Origin of the sequence: Pedobacter antarcticus (genome assembly GCF_900112985.1) — a bacterium.
In the GTDB taxonomy this organism is placed as follows: Bacteria; Bacteroidota; Bacteroidia; order Sphingobacteriales; family Sphingobacteriaceae; genus Pedobacter; species Pedobacter antarcticus.
In genome coordinates this window covers 117,063-134,066 of record NZ_FONS01000008.1, presented here as the reverse complement: position 1 = coordinate 134,066, position 17,004 = coordinate 117,063, and the positions used below count along the sequence as shown (strand labels likewise).

The 17,004-nt window shown below is 41.7% G+C and carries 10 protein-coding genes; all 10 read left to right on the top strand.

What is annotated here, in order from left to right:
* Window positions 1-33 precede the first annotated feature (33 nt).
* The 10 genes from BM192_RS15800 (at window position 34) to BM192_RS15755 (ending at window position 16,954) form a co-directional block, all read left to right on the top strand.
* Complete coding sequence (locus BM192_RS15800; RefSeq protein WP_074964044.1) at window positions 34-1,485, top strand: M28 family peptidase; 1,452 nt, start codon at window positions 34-36, stop codon at window positions 1,483-1,485.
* Window positions 1,486-1,580: 95 nt separating this feature from the next.
* Window positions 1,581-2,591 (top strand): LacI family DNA-binding transcriptional regulator, encoded by a 1,011-nt coding sequence (locus tag BM192_RS15795; RefSeq protein ID WP_037440660.1) that lies wholly within the window; start codon window positions 1,581-1,583, stop codon window positions 2,589-2,591.
* Between the two features lie 471 nt (window positions 2,592-3,062).
* The gene (locus tag BM192_RS15790) at window positions 3,063-6,020 is read left to right on the top strand and encodes a SusC/RagA family TonB-linked outer membrane protein (protein ID WP_037440657.1); all 2,958 of its coding nucleotides are present in this window, start codon (window positions 3,063-3,065) and stop codon (window positions 6,018-6,020) included.
* Window positions 6,021-6,114: 94 nt separating this feature from the next.
* Window positions 6,115-7,689, top strand: a complete 1,575-nt coding sequence (locus tag BM192_RS15785) for a RagB/SusD family nutrient uptake outer membrane protein (RefSeq protein WP_037440654.1) — start codon at window positions 6,115-6,117, stop codon at window positions 7,687-7,689.
* Window positions 7,690-7,702: 13 nt separating this feature from the next.
* Window positions 7,703-8,740 (top strand): SusE domain-containing protein, encoded by a 1,038-nt coding sequence (locus tag BM192_RS15780; protein WP_037440652.1) that lies wholly within the window; start codon window positions 7,703-7,705, stop codon window positions 8,738-8,740.
* An 82-nt stretch (window positions 8,741-8,822) separates the two neighbouring features.
* Entirely contained in the window at window positions 8,823-10,679 is a 1,857-nt protein-coding gene (locus BM192_RS15775; RefSeq protein WP_037440649.1) for a glycoside hydrolase family 13 protein, read from the top strand.
* Between the two features lie 28 nt (window positions 10,680-10,707).
* Window positions 10,708-11,376 carry a beta-phosphoglucomutase gene (pgmB, locus tag BM192_RS15770; protein ID WP_037440646.1) on the top strand — a complete coding sequence of 223 codons (669 nt, stop codon included), beginning with the start codon at window positions 10,708-10,710 and terminating at the stop codon, window positions 11,374-11,376.
* A 121-nt stretch (window positions 11,377-11,497) separates the two neighbouring features.
* Window positions 11,498-13,816: a family 65 glycosyl hydrolase domain-containing protein gene (locus BM192_RS15765; protein ID WP_037440643.1), complete on the top strand. Its 2,319-nt coding sequence runs from the start codon at window positions 11,498-11,500 to the stop codon at window positions 13,814-13,816.
* Between the two features lie 86 nt (window positions 13,817-13,902).
* Window positions 13,903-15,570: an alpha-amylase family protein gene (locus BM192_RS15760; protein WP_234797573.1), complete on the top strand. Its 1,668-nt coding sequence runs from the start codon at window positions 13,903-13,905 to the stop codon at window positions 15,568-15,570.
* Between the two features lie 28 nt (window positions 15,571-15,598).
* A complete protein-coding gene (locus BM192_RS15755) occupies window positions 15,599-16,954 on the top strand; it encodes an MFS transporter (protein ID WP_037440638.1) in 1,356 nt (451 codons plus the stop codon).
* The last annotated feature ends 50 nt before the right edge of the window (window positions 16,955-17,004 follow it).

Below are 17,004 nucleotides of genomic sequence, written 5' to 3'. Positions count from 1 at the left end.
AGAAATAACTTAATTTAATCAAAAAATAAGACCATGAAGACCTCTTGCTTTCTCTTTTTATCGGCTTTCGCCGTGTCCGCTTACGCTCAGGACAATTTTTCTCCGGCATTTAAACAAATTAATTCAGAAGTCCAGCAGCATTCTAAGGCTTATTCGACGCTGAAAGATGCGACCTCTACAATCGGCCACCGTTTAACCGGCTCTGCAAATGGTGCGAAAGCAGAAGAGTATGCTTTTAAGCTATTGAAATCTTATGGGTATGATGTGCGTTACCAGCCTTTTGAAGTGGAGAGCTGGAGCAGGTTGAATAACGAGACGAAAATTGGTGATGCAGCTTCAAATTTACATAAAGTCGCCTCAGTAGCACTTGCGCATTCACCTGTGAAAGCTAATGTAAGTGGAGAACTCGTAGATATGGGGAATGGTCTGGATGAGGATTATCAAAAGAAAGCAGGTCAGGTTAAAGGTAAAATCGCACTTGTATATCTAGGAGTTCTACCTGGTTCACCAGCCGGAACACCGGGATTACACCGCTCTGAAAAGACGGCCCTGGCTACAAAATACGGAGCAACCGGTATCATCATTATTAATGGCGTTAAAAATGGAGTCCTGTTAACGGGTACGGCTTCGGTAACCGGTAAGCTTATTCCAATACCAGCCGCTTGTATAGGATTGGAAGATGGAATGGCTGTTAAGGCAGAACTGGCTAAAAAACCTCAGTATGCTAACTTAAATATGACCAATTTCTCCGGGATGATTAAGGCAAGAAATGTTGTTGCAACATTGAAGGGTACGGAGTTTCCGAAAGAAAAAATCGTACTCGGCGGACACTTGGACAGCTGGGATCTTGCCACTGGTGCAATAGATAACGGTATAGGCTCATTTGCCATAATGGATATGGCAAGAACCTTTAAAACGCTCAAATTAAAGACTAAAAGAACTGTAGAATTCGTCATGTTTATGGGAGAGGAGCAGGGCCTTTTAGGATCTAAAGCTTTTGTCCGCGACGCTAAAGCAAAAAACGAGTTAGGTGAAATCAAGTATATGCTTAACTACGACATGACTAATGATCCTAAAGGAGTTACGACAAGCCGGAAAGAAATGGAGGATTTGATTAAAGGCTGGGGTACACAAATTGCACAGATAGATACCGGCTATAAAAATCTCTTCAGGGCTGGAGCCGGATTACATAGTGATCATCAACCGTTTATGCTGGAAGGTATTCCGACTGCGGGTGGAACTGGCGGCAAACTACCAAATAATTCGGGTCCTTTCTATCACTCAGATGGTGACGGTTTTCACCTAGTCGATGAGCAGGAATTGAAGAATACTGTACGTTATTCAGCTATGTTAACATATGCTCTGGCTAACACACCTGTAATCCCTGTTGGTAGACAAACGGAGAATGAATTGAAGGATTTTCTTAAACAAAATAATTTGGAGTTGCCTTTAAAGATAGCCGGTGACTGGCGTTGGAATGATTAGGTAAGGTATTTTTGGTAAAAATTGCAGTTAAATAAGGCTATTGAGGAAATTCATCTATATTTACTCTTATATTATTTGTAATTCCAGCATTTTCCATGCGTAATATCAATATCAAAGAACTAGCTAAAGCTCTAAATTTATCTACATCGACTGTTTCCCGGGCATTCCGGGATAACAGCGATATCAGCAGGGAAACGAAAGATAAGATACTTGCTGCGGCTAAAGAACTCAACTATCAGCCGAATCATTATGCAAGTAATCTTAGAGAACAGCGTAGTAAGACAATAGCTGTAATCGTTCCTGAACTGGCAAATAATTTTTTCTCTCAGGCAATTCATGGAATAGAGGGGGTTGCCCGGAGTAAGGGGTATCATATCCTGATTTACGCGACAGATGATGATTTCGAAAAAGAAGTCTCCTTTATAAGGCATTTGCATAACGGTCGGGCCGACGGGATTATTATGTCAGTTTCCGGAGAGGGGAATGATCCCACCTATTTGAACGGTCTGAATAATAAGAGGCTTCCGTTGGTTTTTTTCGATAGAGTTTATGAAGACATTTCTGCACCACGAGTAATAACTAATGATTATGAAAGTAGTTTTGCAGCCACTCAACACCTCATTAAGCAAGGTTGCCAGCGTATTGCCTATTTAGTAATCAATAAAAATCTTTCTATCGGGAAGACCAGGATGCAGGGGTATCTGGATGCATTAGAAAAGTACGGAATACCATTTGACGACCATCTGGTTGTGGACTGTACCAATAGTTATCGTAAAAACGGGCAGATTCTGAAACATATGTTGCAGGAACTGAAACCTGATGGCGTATTCACGTCGGTGGAGCGTCTGGCTTTCGCTACTTATACAGCTTGTCATGAATTGGGCGTTCAAATTCCCGAACAGTTAAAAGTCGTCGGGTTTTCAAGCCTTGAAATCGCACCGCTATTAAATCCTTCTCTGACTACTGTTACCCAGCCAGCTACCAGAATAGGTGTAGAGGCAGCATCTCTTTTATTTAAGATGCTCGAGCAGCCGGATACCGTAAATAGCAATGAAAAAATAGTTTTAGTTTCTCGCTTAATCAAACGCAGATCGACTGCCGTTTAAATCAAATATCTCTTCCATTTCTTCAGATTCAAGGACTTTTTTTAACCGGTATTTTTATGCCGGTTTCGCTGTGTTTTTCTGTTAAAAAAAGCATTGACCCAACTGAAATACGCAGAATTCCGGATAGTTTATCTTCTGAAGGCCGCTTCCCTCTCTAAGTAAGTTGGGAACGTTCCCGGTATCGTTCCCGTAAAAAGGACATAAAGTCACTTAGTGTACAAAAAACACTATTTATCGTTTTTATTTGCTTCAAATATTTGATAATCAATATTTTGATACCAACAAATAGTTTTTGTTGGTATTTGTGTACAAAAATTATTCTGCCAAAATATGGCATATTTAAGTATAAAATACTGCCATATAAATTATTTTAATATAATATTTTGATTTGTGGATCTCAGATGTAAATTTACCTCGAGTGTAATACACACTGCTATTATCCAAATATATACCCCCAAAAAAGTATAAAATATGAAGCTATTTTACATCATGAGATACTGTCTGTTTTTCGTGCTTACACTAAGCATAATTACCGCACAGGCTCAGACCGGAACAGTATCCGGAAAAGTGGTTGATGAAACAGGATTCGGTTTACCCGGTGCTTCTGTGCTCATCAAAGGTCTTGGTAAGAGTTCGATGACCGATGGTAACGGTAATTATAAAATTACCGGCGTTGCAAATGGTCCGATATCGTTGACTGCAAGCTATATTGGTTACACCTCAATAGAGTCAGCAGTAACTGTAAGCGGTAACACCGTACTTGACTTCTCTTTGAAACCAGACGCGCAGAATTTGAATGAGGTCGTTGTGATTGGTTATGGAACCGCACAGAAAAAAGATCTGACCGGCTCGATTACAACAGTAAGCTCTAAAGACTTTCAGGCTGGAAATATTACCTCTCCAGAACAATTAATTTCCGGTAAAGTTGCCGGTGTGTCTATTACGTCTAATGGTGGGCAGCCAGGTTCTGGGAGTACTATTCGTGTTAGGGGTGGTGCTTCTCTGAATGCCAGTAATGATCCGCTTATCGTAATCGACGGGATTCCATTTAGCGGTAACAAAATTGCAGGTTCTGCCAACGCACTGAGTCTTGTAAATCCTAATGATATTGAAACGTTTACCATCTTAAAAGATGCAAATGCAACTGCTATCTACGGTTCACGTGCCTCAAATGGTGTTATTTTGATTACCACTAAGAAAGGTAAATCGGGCGAGCCGCGCATTGACTTCAGTACAGTGAATTCATATGCTACGGTTGCAAAAAAGGTTGACGTATTATCCGGTGATCAGATTCGTGAATATGTAAATACACATGGTACGCCAGAGCAGATCGGCTTATTAGGTTCTGCAAGTACAGACTGGCAGGACGCGATCTTCAACAATTCTTTCACTACAGATAATAACCTGAGTATTTCTGGAAGCTTTAAGGATATTCCTTATCGTGTTTCTGCAGGTTACCTTGATCAGAAAGGTTTGCTGATAACCGATCGTCTGAAACGTGCATCTGGTGGAATTACGATTAACCCAACTTTCTTTGACAAGCACCTGAAAGTAGATTTGAATCTGAAAGGTACAATCAGTGAATCACGTTTTGCAAATCAGGATGCGGTTGGCGCAGCGATACAATTTGATCCGACTCAAAGTATTTATGCAAACAATCAGTTTGGTGGCTACTATGAATGGGTAGGCTCGACAGGCCAGCTGAACCCGAATGCACCAAGAAATCCCCTTGGATTAATTGAGCAAAAAAATAATACAGGTTATGCAGACAGAAGTTTCGGTAATATGCGCCTGGATTACTCTTTCCACTTTCTTCCGGAATTACATGCTAATGCAAATGTAGGTTATGACGTGTCCAAAGGATATGGAAAAACTTTAATCCCAGCATATGCTGCACAGAAATTTGCAAACTTAGGTGAATCGACACAGTACGAAGAAGTTCAACACAATAAACTAGTAGAATTTTACCTTAATTATTCCAAAGACCTGAAAGGTATTAACAGTAATATTAATGCAACTGCGGGTTACGGGTTTTACGACAATGCGGTTAAAACCTATAATTTCACGGCCTATAATGCATTGGGTGGAATTCAGACCACTCCGGTTTTTCCATTTGATGTTCAGCAAAACAGGTTGCTATCTTATTATGGCCGTTTAGTTTATACCCTTGCAGATAAATATATCTTATCAGGTACCATGCGTGCAGATGGTTCCTCTAAATTTAGTGAAGCCGGACGCTGGGGATATTTTCCATCTGCAGGTTTTACCTGGAGAGCGATTGATGAATCTTTCCTGAAAGACAGTAAGGTTCTTTCCGATTTAAAACTTCGTTTAAGCTACGGTATAACCGGTCAGCAGGATGGCATAGCGAACTACAGTTATATGCCTAATTATTACAGCAGTGTAAATGAAGCTCAATATCAGATAGGAGATAAATTTTATCATTTCTTCTCGCCGCTTGCCTACGATAAAGATTTGAAATGGGAAACTTCAGAGACTTACAATGCCGGTTTAGATTACGGTTTCTTTAACGGAAGAGTATTTGGTAGCGTCGATGTTTACTATAAAAAAACCAAAGACTTGCTAAGTACCGTACCTATTCCTGTTGGAACCAATTTTAGTAACCTTTTATTGACAAATGTCGGTAATATGGAGAATAAAGGTATTGAGGCGAGTATCAACGTCGCATTGATAAAAAGCAGCGACATAAACTGGGATATGGGTTTCAATGTTACCTACAATAAAAATAAAGTAACTAATCTTTCCTTAAACCCGGATCCGAATTTCAAGATCGGTGCCGGTAATATCACTGGTGCAACCGGTACTACATTGAAATGGAATGCCGCTAATTACAATCCTGCAGCTTTCTTCGTTTATAAACAAGTATATGATACTAATGGTAAGCCACTTGAAGGTATTTATGAAGACACGAATGAAGATGGAGTAGTGACTGAGCAGGACAGATATTTCTACCATGCACCGGCGCCTAAGTATATTATGGGTTTTACAACTTCATTCAATTATAAAAAATGGACATTAAGCACCGTTTTGCGTGCCAATCTGGGTAACTATATTTATGACAATGTGTCTTCCAATTTTGGTGTAGACAGAAATGTATTGAGTCCAAGTGGCCTGATTAACAACGCTGCGGTTGATTTGATGAACACAGGATTCTCTAATAACCAGTTCTTGAGTGACTATTATATCAGAAATGCTTCTTTCCTGAAAATGGATAATGCAGGTGTGGCTTATAACTTCGGTCCGCTTAGCGCGAATTCCAAAACTACTTTGCGGATAACCGCTAATGTGCAGAATGTGTTCGTGATTTCCGACTATAAAGGACTTGATCCGGAGATTGGCAGTGGTGTCGATTATAATTTATACCCAAGACCAAGAACTTATAGTTTAGGCTTAAACTTAGGATTTTAATCAAATTTTGATCGCCGGTTGAGTGATCAGCTGATTTCTGATTTTAAAGTCGGGAATCAGTTCTGAAACATACAACTGCTTAAAAAATATACGAATGAAAACATTACATAAAATATTAACCGGAGGAGCCATCCTATTAGCTTCTCTTACGGCTTGTAAAAAAGATCTTAATCTGAAACCTACAAATGACATCACGGCAGATCAAGTTTATTCTACTCCGGAAGGTTACAAACAGGTCTTATTTAAGGTTTATGCCAGTTTTGCGACAACCAGTGGTAAAGGTTCCGGCGACAGCGACCTTGGCGGTATTGACGCAGGTGCCTCTGACTTTTTCAGATTATACTGGAATGCACAGGAACTGACAACCGATGAAGCCCTTTGTGTTTGGAATGATCCCGGAGTGTTCGATCTGAACTATCAGACTTATACTTCTGACAATATTATACTGCAGGGATTATATACCCGCAGTATCTACCAGATTACACTTGCGAATGAATTTTTGAGAGAAAGTACGCCAGAGAAACTGGCTTCCAGGAATATTTCTGGTGCCGATGCATCAGATATTACGGCCGCGCGTGCAGAAGCACGTTTCCTTCGTGCTTATCAGTATTGGGTATTAATGGATATGTTCGGTAATCCACCATTCCTTACAGAAGCAAATGAGATTGGAAAAGTTGCACCTAAACAAATCAAGCGTGCCGATTTGTTTAACTATGTCGAATCAGAACTACTGGCTATTGAAAATGAGCTGCCCGTTAGTAATGAATACGGCAGAGCAACCCGTGCAGCCGGACAGATGTTATTATCCAGAGTTTATCTGAATGCTGCGGTGTATATCGGTACTGCAAAAAATACGGAGGCAGTTAATTATGCGTCTAAAGTTATAAGTGGTGGTTATAGCTTACACAGTCAGTATAAAAACCTGTTTCTGTCTGACAATAACCAGGGAAATCCAGAGACAATTTTTGCGATCAATTACGATGCTAATTTCACACAGAATTTCGGAGGCACAACTTTTCTGATCAATGCTGCTATTAGCAGCGATATGGATCCGGCTTCCTTTGGTGTTCCAAATGGCGGATGGGGTGGTATTCGTTCCGCTTCTACCTTACCATTGATGTTCGGTGATTACAGCGGTAATACTGATAAAAGGGCAATGTTCTTTGCCGGTAAACTGGAAAATGATAATATCGCAGTTTTCAAGGATGGTTTGGCAGTAATTAAATTCAGAAATGTTTCTCAGAATAATATCACGCCACCTTCTAATGCCGGAACATTCAGTTCAGTTGACTTTCCGCTGTTCCGATTACCGGAAGCATATCTGAACTATGCAGAAGGTGTATTGCGCGGCGGCGGCGGTGGTACAAACAGTCAGGCATTGGCTTATGTAAATCTGTTACGTCAACGGGCTTACGGTAATGATTCCGGCCGTCTGAATTCAATCAGTCTGGATGTGATTCTATCGGAACGAGCTAAAGAATTTTATTGGGAAGGTTATAGACGTACCGACCTGATCCGTTTCGGAAAGTTCACAGATGGGTCCTATCTATGGCCGTTTAAAGGCGGAATAAAAGGTGGAAGAGGAGTCGAAGCCACACGTGCACTTTTCCCGTTACCATCGGCAGATCTGATTGCCAACCCTAACTTAACTCAAAACCCTGGTTATTAAAAGATATACAGATATGAAATCAATTTTCATGAATACTATAGCGTACAGTATGTTCCTGCTGATGTTTGTTTCCTGTAAAAAGGACGAGACGCAAGTCGTCGCTGGTAATGGAACTGCACCTACGCTGACTGTAAACACACAATCCATCATTCTTGATGAAATTAACGCAGATGAAACAGCGCTGAACTTTACCTGGACTGCCTCATCGTTCGGATTTAAAGCAGGGGTTTCTTATGCAGTCGAACTTGACCTTGGCGGGAATAATTTTAAATCGCCTAAAGAAGTAGCTGGCGGAGCACAACTAAACCGTGAATTTACAGTCGCAGACCTGAATAGCTTGATTAATCAGCTGGGCATGACCCCAGGAGTTTCTGCCGAGCTGGAAGTTAGGGTTAAAGCATCTATCAGTGATAAATATGCGCCCGCCTATAGCAATGTGATTAAATTACAGGTTACACCGTATCTGGTTGAAATCTCTTATCCTTCATTGTACGTTCCCGGATCCTTCCAGGGCTGGGATCCTGCTACAGCACCAAAAATCTCTTCTGTTGAAGACAATGGAATTTACGAAGGATACATTTATTTAAAAGATGCAGAAAACACTTTCAAATTTACATCTGCACCGAACTGGGACAATGTAAATTATGGTGAGTCTTCTCCAGGTAAACTGAATGAAGGCGGCGGCGAGAACATTACCATAAAAGGTGCAGGTTATTACCTGTTGAAAGTTGATACTAAGAAACTTACTTATTCTGCAGTTAAAACAACTTGGGGCATTATTGGTGATGCGACCGGTTCCTGGGATGCTGATACCCCGTTAACTTACGATGCGGTTAGCGGAAACTGGACTATTACTAAGAACTTATCCGCAGGGGCATTTAAATTCCGCGGTAATGCAGATTGGGACATGAATTTCGGTGACAACAAGCCTGCTGACGGCAAATTGAAATCAAATGGGGAGAATATCCCGATTGCTGCCGCAGGCAGCTACAGGGTAACTTTAAAGTTGAGTACGCCCGGTAACTACAGTTACAGTATAGAAAAATTATAAGAGCTTAAATGCCCTGGCCATCTGGTTCAGGGCATTTAGTGGTTAAACGAGAGGTGTCTGTTCAAACGCAAATTTAAAATTGATGAAAAAACTATTCCTGATTCTGTTCCTTTTCCTGTCCGTACAAACGATTCATGCGCAAAACCGTCTGGAACGGGTTGAGCCTTTATTTTGGTGGACGGGTATGAAAAATACAAACCTGCAATTAATGCTACATGGTAAAGATCTTTCCGGTTACACATTAAAAGTAAACTATCCTGGTGTTAAATTAGTGAAAACACATCCAGTAGAAAACCCAGACTATTTGTTTGTTGACCTGGATATTCAGTCTGAAGCAAAAGCAGGTAAATTTGTAATCAACCTGGAACAAAAAGGGAAGTCAAGTCTGAAATTTACATACGAGCTGAAAAACAGAGACAATGCTGCAGGACGTATTCAGGGAGTGACAAATAAAGACTTCATTTACCTGCTAATGCCGGATCGTTTTTCTAATGGCGATCCGTCCAATGACGTTGTTAAGGGGATGCGTGAAACAAAACTGAACCGCGATTCCATGTATTATCGTCACGGTGGTGATATTCAAGGGGTCGTTAATCATCTAGATTATCTGAAGCAGTTAGGTGTAACCACGATCTGGATGACACCGGAAATAGAAAACGATATGGTAAATGCTTCCTACCATGGATATGCAGTTACCGATCATTATCGTATTGATCCGAGATACGGAACAAACGAAAGCTATAAGAATTATGTAGAGAAAGCGCATGGTAAAGGACTTAAAGTGATTAAAGATATTGTGCATAATCATATTGGAACCGGGCACTGGATGTACAACAGCCTGCCAATGAAAGACTGGCTGAATCAATGGCCGGAATTCACGCAGACCAGTTATAGAGATGAGCCAGTTATGGATCCGCATACTAGTTTGGCAGACCGTAAAAAGATGCTGGATGGCTGGTTCGTATCCAGTATGCCGGATTTGAATGAGCGTAATCCTTTCGTACAGCAATATCTGATTCAGAATCATATCTGGTGGATTGAGTATGCGGGTATTGACGGGCTGAGATTGGATACTTATGCTTACAATGAGCCGGAGTTCATGGCAGATTGGGCAAAGCGGCTTCAAGCCGAGTTTCCGACATTATCTATTTTTGGAGAAACGCTGGTAAATTCAGTTCCTGCCCAGGCCTTCTTTACTCAGGGAAATACCGTGAACAGAGGGTTCGATACACATTTACCGGGAATTACTGACAATGTATTAAAGGCCTCTCTATTTGAAGCATTAAATGGGAAAAGTGGCTGGGTAGATGGTGTCTTCAGACTATATAATACAATTTCTCAGGACTTCTTATATCAGGATGCAGACAAGAATGTAATTTATTTTGATAACCATGATATGAGCCGATTTTACTCTGTAATCGGGGAAGACTACAATAAATATAAATCAGGCATAGCATTACTCCTCACCCTGCGTGGGATTCCTCAAATGTATTATGGAACAGAGATCCTGATGAAGAATTATTCTGATCCTGATGGCTTGGTGCGATCCGATTTTCCAGGTGGCTGGAAAGGCGATAAAGAGAATAAATTTACACCCGCAGGTAGAACCACGCAGGAGCAGGATGCCTGGACTTATGTGAGTAAGCTTGCAAACTACCGTAAGAATAACCCCGCGTTACAGACAGGGAAAATGATGCAGTTCGTTCCTGAAGATGGAATGTATGTATATTTCCGTTATGCTGATGGAAATAAAGATGCAAAAGATGTAATGGTGATCCTGAATGCCGATTCTACAGCTAAGACATTGAATACTAAACGTTTTTCTGAAAGATTGGTGAATAAGACTATCTTGAAGGATGTTATAAATAATACTGAATTTAAACTTGATCAGCCAATAGCCGTTCCGGCGAAAACTACGCTGGTTCTTGAATTAAATTAATCCTGAAAACAAAACAAATTATAAACAGATGAACACAACACAGATTGCCTGCATTTTTGATCTAGATGGCGTTTTGGTCGATACAGCAGTCTACCACTACCAGGCTTGGAAAAAACTGGCTAACTCACTCGGGTTTGACTTTAGCCATGCTCAGAACGAACAGTTAAAAGGCGTAAACAGACAACGTTCCCTGGAGAAAATATTGAATTGGGGCGGCATTACTAAAACTGCTGCCGAGCAGGAAGAACTCGCCGCACTTAAAAACAGCTGGTACGTAGAAATGATTAGTAAGATGTCTGACACTGAAGTTTTACCGGGCTCTTTGAAGTTGTTAACTGAACTGCAGGCTGCGGGTGTACCTGTTGCTTTGGGTTCAGCAAGTAAAAATTCTGGGTTGATTCTGGAACGAACCGGCTTGAGTCATTTTTTTAATGCAATTGTTGATGGCAATTCGGTGACCAGTTCCAAGCCGGACCCAGAAGTTTTTCTGAAGGGTGCCGAACTGTTGAGAACAGAACCCTCAAATTGTGTTGTTTTTGAAGATGCAGCAGCCGGAGTAGAGGCCGCACTGGCCGCAAAAATGGCCGTAGTTGGAATCGGTACTGCCGAAAACCTGCCGGGGGCAGATGTCGTTATTGAAGACCTCAGCAAAATCAATCTGGAAAAGCTTAAAGCACTTTTACAACATAAAAGCTAAAAGCTTGATTGCTGCTGTTAAGTCCAAATCAGGTGCGATAAAAAAGAAAAGAACAATTAATAAAAGGCCAATTATCAGGCATTCAAAACAGAATTTTTTCTGTTAACTATAGTTTATACGCATGAAGAATTATATACAGGCAGCTGCCTGGAGCATTATTGAAGAAGGGTTTGATCCGGCTCTTCACCAGATATCAGAAAGTATTTTTAGCCTGGGTAATGGCCATATGGGTCAGCGGGCTAATTTTGAAGAGACCTATTCAGGCGAAAGTCTCTCTGGAAATTATGTGGCGGGTGTTTATTATCCCGATAAAACGCGTGTAGGCTGGTGGAAGAATGGTTATCCCGAATATTTTGCGAAAGTGCTGAACTCTTGTAACTGGATGGGACTACAGTTTGACTTCGGCGGTACCCTATTGGATTTGCATACTGCAGAGGTGAAATCTTTCCGCAGGGAACTGCAAATGCAGAAAGGTTATTTGCAGCGTAATTTCGTCGCCACTATTCCTTCGGGCAGTACTGTTGAAGTACAGAGCAAACGTTTTTTCAGCATGGCAAATGATGAAATAGCGGCTCTCCATTATCAACTGAAAGCAACGGATTTTACCGGTACGCTTAAGTTAAAGGCCGTAGTTGATGGGGATGTCAGTAACCAAGATTCCAACTATGATGAGAAGTTCTGGGATGAAGTCGGCAAAAGCCGGACGGAAAAAGGTACGTTCCTTACATTGAGGACTAAAAAAACCGGCTTTGAAGTTATTACAGGAGTTAAAACAATTGTCCTGCTTAATGGTAAGCCACTTGAGCTTAAATCTTCAGAAGAACGGAATAAATATATTTCAGAAGAGCTGGCTGTTGAACTTCAGGCTGGCGATGTGCTGGATATCTATAAGATTGTCACTAACCTTTCCTCACAGAATTATGCAGCAGCGGAACTCTCTGCACGTGCAGAGGAAGTGCTACACGCCGCTACAGCTGCGGGTTTTGAAAAACTACTAGCAGAACAAGCTGAAGCCTGGGCACTTAAATGGGCAGAAGGAGATATTCAGATTGAAGGAGACACCTCTGCACAACAGGCAATCCGGTTTAATATCTTCCAGCTAAACCAGACTTATACAGGAAAAGATGCAAGGCTTAATATCGGACCAAAAGGGTTTACCGGCGAAAAATACGGAGGATCTACCTATTGGGATACCGAGGCTTATTGTATACCTTTTTATCTCTCCACCGCAAATCAGGAAGTAGCGAAAAATCTATTGGTTTACCGTTACAAACACTTGGAGAAGGCTATTGAAAATGCACAGAAATTAGGCTTCGATAAGGGGGCTGCACTATATCCGATGGTAACCATGAACGGTGAAGAATGCCATAACGAATGGGAGATTACCTTCGAAGAAATTCACCGTAACGGGGCTATTGCTTTTGCGATTTATAATTATGTCCGTTATACCGGCGATCAGGATTACCTGAAACAATATGGACTTGAAGTACTGATCGGTATTGCCCGTTTTTGGAAACAACGTGTAAACTGGAGTGAAGACAAACAACAGTATGTAATGCTTGGTGTTACCGGACCAAATGAGTACGAGAATAATATTAACAACAACTGGTATACTAACACCATGGCAGTATGGTGCCTCAACTATGCGATGGAGGCTACAGAAATCGTTCGTGCCGAAGACCCTGCGAGATTAGCAGAGCTTATCGAAGCTACAGGACTAAATGAAGCAGAAGAATTTGCTGCATGGACAAAGATTTCAGCTGGGATGTATTTGCCGGAAGATAAGAACCTTGGTATTTTCCTTCAGCAGGACGGTTACCTCGATAAAGAACAGATTCTGGTCAAAGATCTGCCAGCGTCACAGCGTCCGATCAATCAGAAATGGAGCTGGGATAGAATTCTGCGTTCAGGTTTTATTAAACAAGCTGATGTTTTACAGGGAATGTATTTCCTGGAAGATCAGTATGATCTGGATGCTTTACGCCGGAACTTCGACTTCTATGAAGCAAGAACAGTTCACGAAAGCTCATTATCTCCATGTGTTCACAGTATTCTTGCTGCCAAACTCAATGATGGCGCAAGAGCCTATGAATTCTATTTGCGCACAGCGCGTCTGGATCTTGATGATTATAATAACGATACAGAAGATGGTCTGCATATCACGTCGATGGCAGGCACCTGGATGAGTATTGTAGAAGGATTTGCAGGTATGCGGGTGCGGAACGGTCAGTTGTTATTCCGTCCTTTCTTACCTCAGGAATGGCAGTCATTTGCATTTAAAATAGGATTCCGGGGCACGCAGTTCAGCATTACCATAAGGGCAGGAGAAATTACTATTTTTAACGCCGGAGATCAAATCAGCAACATCAGCATATTCGATGAGGTTTATCAGATTCCAACAGGAGAAACAGTAATTAATTATCAGGCAGCGGCTCTATGAGGCGCACCTGTAAATTTGTTATTGCCACTTTAATTATCATTTCAGGCAATTTACCTTTGGCTATGGCCCAGCAAAAACAAAAAATAATGATCTATCAGTTGTTGCCGCGATTATTCGGCAACAAACAGCAGCAGCAGATCCCGTACGGTACAATAACAGAAAATGGTAGCGGTAAATTCGATGATATCACTGTAAAAGCTTTACAGGGTATGAAAGAATTGGGTACTACCCATGTCTGGTATACTGGTGTGATTGCACATGCCACCCTTACCGATTACGGCCAATTCGGTCTGCCCGCAGATCATGCATCAGTCGTGAAAGGTAGGGCTGGATCTCCTTATGCAGTCCGTGACTATTACGACGTCGATCCGGATCTTGCCGTTCAGGTAGATAAAAGGATGGAAGAGTTTCAAAATTTGATTGAACGGACACATGGGCAGAATCTGAAGGTCATCCTTGATTTTGTACCTAACCACGTTGCCAGGCAGTATAAATCCAGAATGAAGCCTGCAGGAGTAAAAGATTTTGGTGAAGGAGATGATGTGAGCCGTGCCTTCAGTCCGGAAAATGATTACTATTATATTCCCGGGCAGCAGTTTATTGTGCCCCAGCCTCACCATGGTCAGGTGAATCCGCTGGCTTCAGTCAGTAAAGGACCATATTTGGAAAACCCGGCGAAAGCAACCGGAAACAATGTGTTTTCCGCTGCTCCCTCCATTGATGACTGGTATGAAACTATCAAGTTAAATTACGGGCTCGATGTTCAGGGTGGTTCCGTTGGTCACTATAGCCCTGTTCCGGCAGTGTGGCTTAAAATGAAAGATATTTTAAGTTATTGGTCAGATAAAGGAGCAGACGGTTTCCGCTGCGATATGGCAGAAATGGTTCCTATAGAGTTTTGGGCATGGGTAATTCCCGAGTTAAAGAAGAAAAAGCCCGAACTTATTTTTATTGGAGAAGCATATGATCCTTCTACCTACAAGACATTTCTCACTACTGGTAAATTCGACTATCTATATGATAAAGTTGGTCTTTATGATGGGCTGAAGAAGCTGATCAGGAGTGAAGATCAGGCCGATGTTGCTGCAATCCGTCACGTCTGGCAGCAGGAAAGCGCCGGGTTCGGTGATCAGATGCTGCGTTTTCTGGAAAACCATGATGAAGAAAGAATTGCATCTGCAGGTTTTGCTGGAAAGGCCGAACTGGCTTTACCGGCAATGGTTTTATCGGCAACGCTTTCCGGTGGACCTGTAATGCTCTATTCAGGCCAGGAAGTCGGTGAACCAGGCAGAGGCGCAGAAGGATTTGGAGGAGAGGATAACAGAACCACTATTTTTGATTACTGGGGAGTACCGGAACATCAGAAATGGATGAACAATGGTGCTTTTGACGGGGGGCAGCTCAGTCCTGAGCAGCATGAACTCCGCGCTTATTACGGTAAGCTGCTTAAGTTTGCAGGGCATTCGCAGGCAGTTGCTTCCGGTGAGTTTCTGGAAATGCCGGCCGGGGGTAACATGAATCAGAAGATGTATGGCTTCTTCCGTTTTACAGATAAAGAGCGGTTATTGATACTTGTAAATTTTGACAGGCATTATCGTATGGAGAGCCAGGTACGCATACCAGATGAAATCCTGAAAAAATACCCTTTGACAAAAGCTGTCGATCAGTTAAGCGGTGAGGAAATTAAAGTACAGGACAATCATACACTTCCGGTTTGGCTTCAACCAGTCTCAGCCCAGATCATTTCATTCTAATTCATTGATATAAATACATTCTTATCTCATGGAAAAATCTCCAGTCGCATTAAAGCCGCGGTTATCTGCTATACAAATATTTAATTTAAGCGCCGGATTCTTTGGTATTCAGTTTGGATTTGCCTTACAGAATGGAAATGCTTCCCGGATTCTGCAGACCTTTGGTGCAGATGTCGAGCATCTTTCTCTATTCTGGCTGGCTGCTCCACTCACAGGTATGATTGTACAGCCGATTATTGGTTACTACAGTGATCAGACCTGGAATCGTTTCGGCAGAAGAAGACCATTTTTTCTTGTGGGGGCTGTGCTAACAGCGATTGCATTAATTCTAATGCCAAATTCGGCGGCTTTAGCCGACTATATGCCGCCTATTATTATTGGGGCAGGAATGCTGATGATTATGGATGCTTCGATCAATGTGGCAATGGAACCATTCAGGGCACTGGTAGCAGATAAGCTACCGGAGAGCCAGCGAAGTTTCGGTTTTTCTATGCAGACATTTCTGATTGGGGCCGGAGCTATTTCCGGATCATGGCTTCCTTATATATTCTCTGAATATCTGGGGGTCTCCAAGATAGCAGAAGCAGGACAAGTACCTCATAATGTTGTTTATTCTTTTTATGCAGGTGCTGCAATTTTGCTGGTTACCATTCTGTGGACTGTACTGACAACAAAAGAATATCCACCCGAAGAAATGGCTTTATATCATTCCGCAGAACCAGAGCAGGAGGAGGCAAAAGGGATCATGTCAATTTTTACAGATTTCTCCAGGATGCCTTTAACTATGAAGCAGTTGGGACTTGTACAGTTCTTTTCCTGGTTTGCTTTGTTTTCTATGTGGGTTTTTACGACACCTGCCATTGCACAGCATATTTATAAAGTAGTACCCGGAGATACTTCATCTGTTGAATTTGCCGATGCCGGTAACTGGGTAAGTTTTCTTTTTGGTGTGTATAATGGAGTTTCAGCTATTTATGCCTTGATACTGCCAACTATCGCCAGACTAACCAGCCGAAAAATTGCACATGCTTTCTCCTTAGTTGCCGGAGGAATAGGCCTGCTTTCTATTTATTTTATCAGCAATCCAGACCATTTACTCTATTCGATGATTGGTATTGGCCTGGCTTGGGGAAGTATTCTTTCTATGCCTTATGCAATTCTTTCCAGTGCAATCCCTGCGAGAAAGATGGGCGTATATATGGGTATTTTTAATTTCTTTATCACGATGCCACAAATTGTAAATGGTATTTTTGGTGGTATGATCGTGAAGCGGTTCTATGATGGTGAAGCAATTTATGCCATCGTGATTGCAGGTATTTTCATGTTAATGGGAGCTGTTTCTGTTTTATATATTCGTGCAGACCGGGAAAAAACACTCAATTAGGTATCGAAAACGTAACATTTTTAAAGTATTGACAATACCTGGTGATCTTA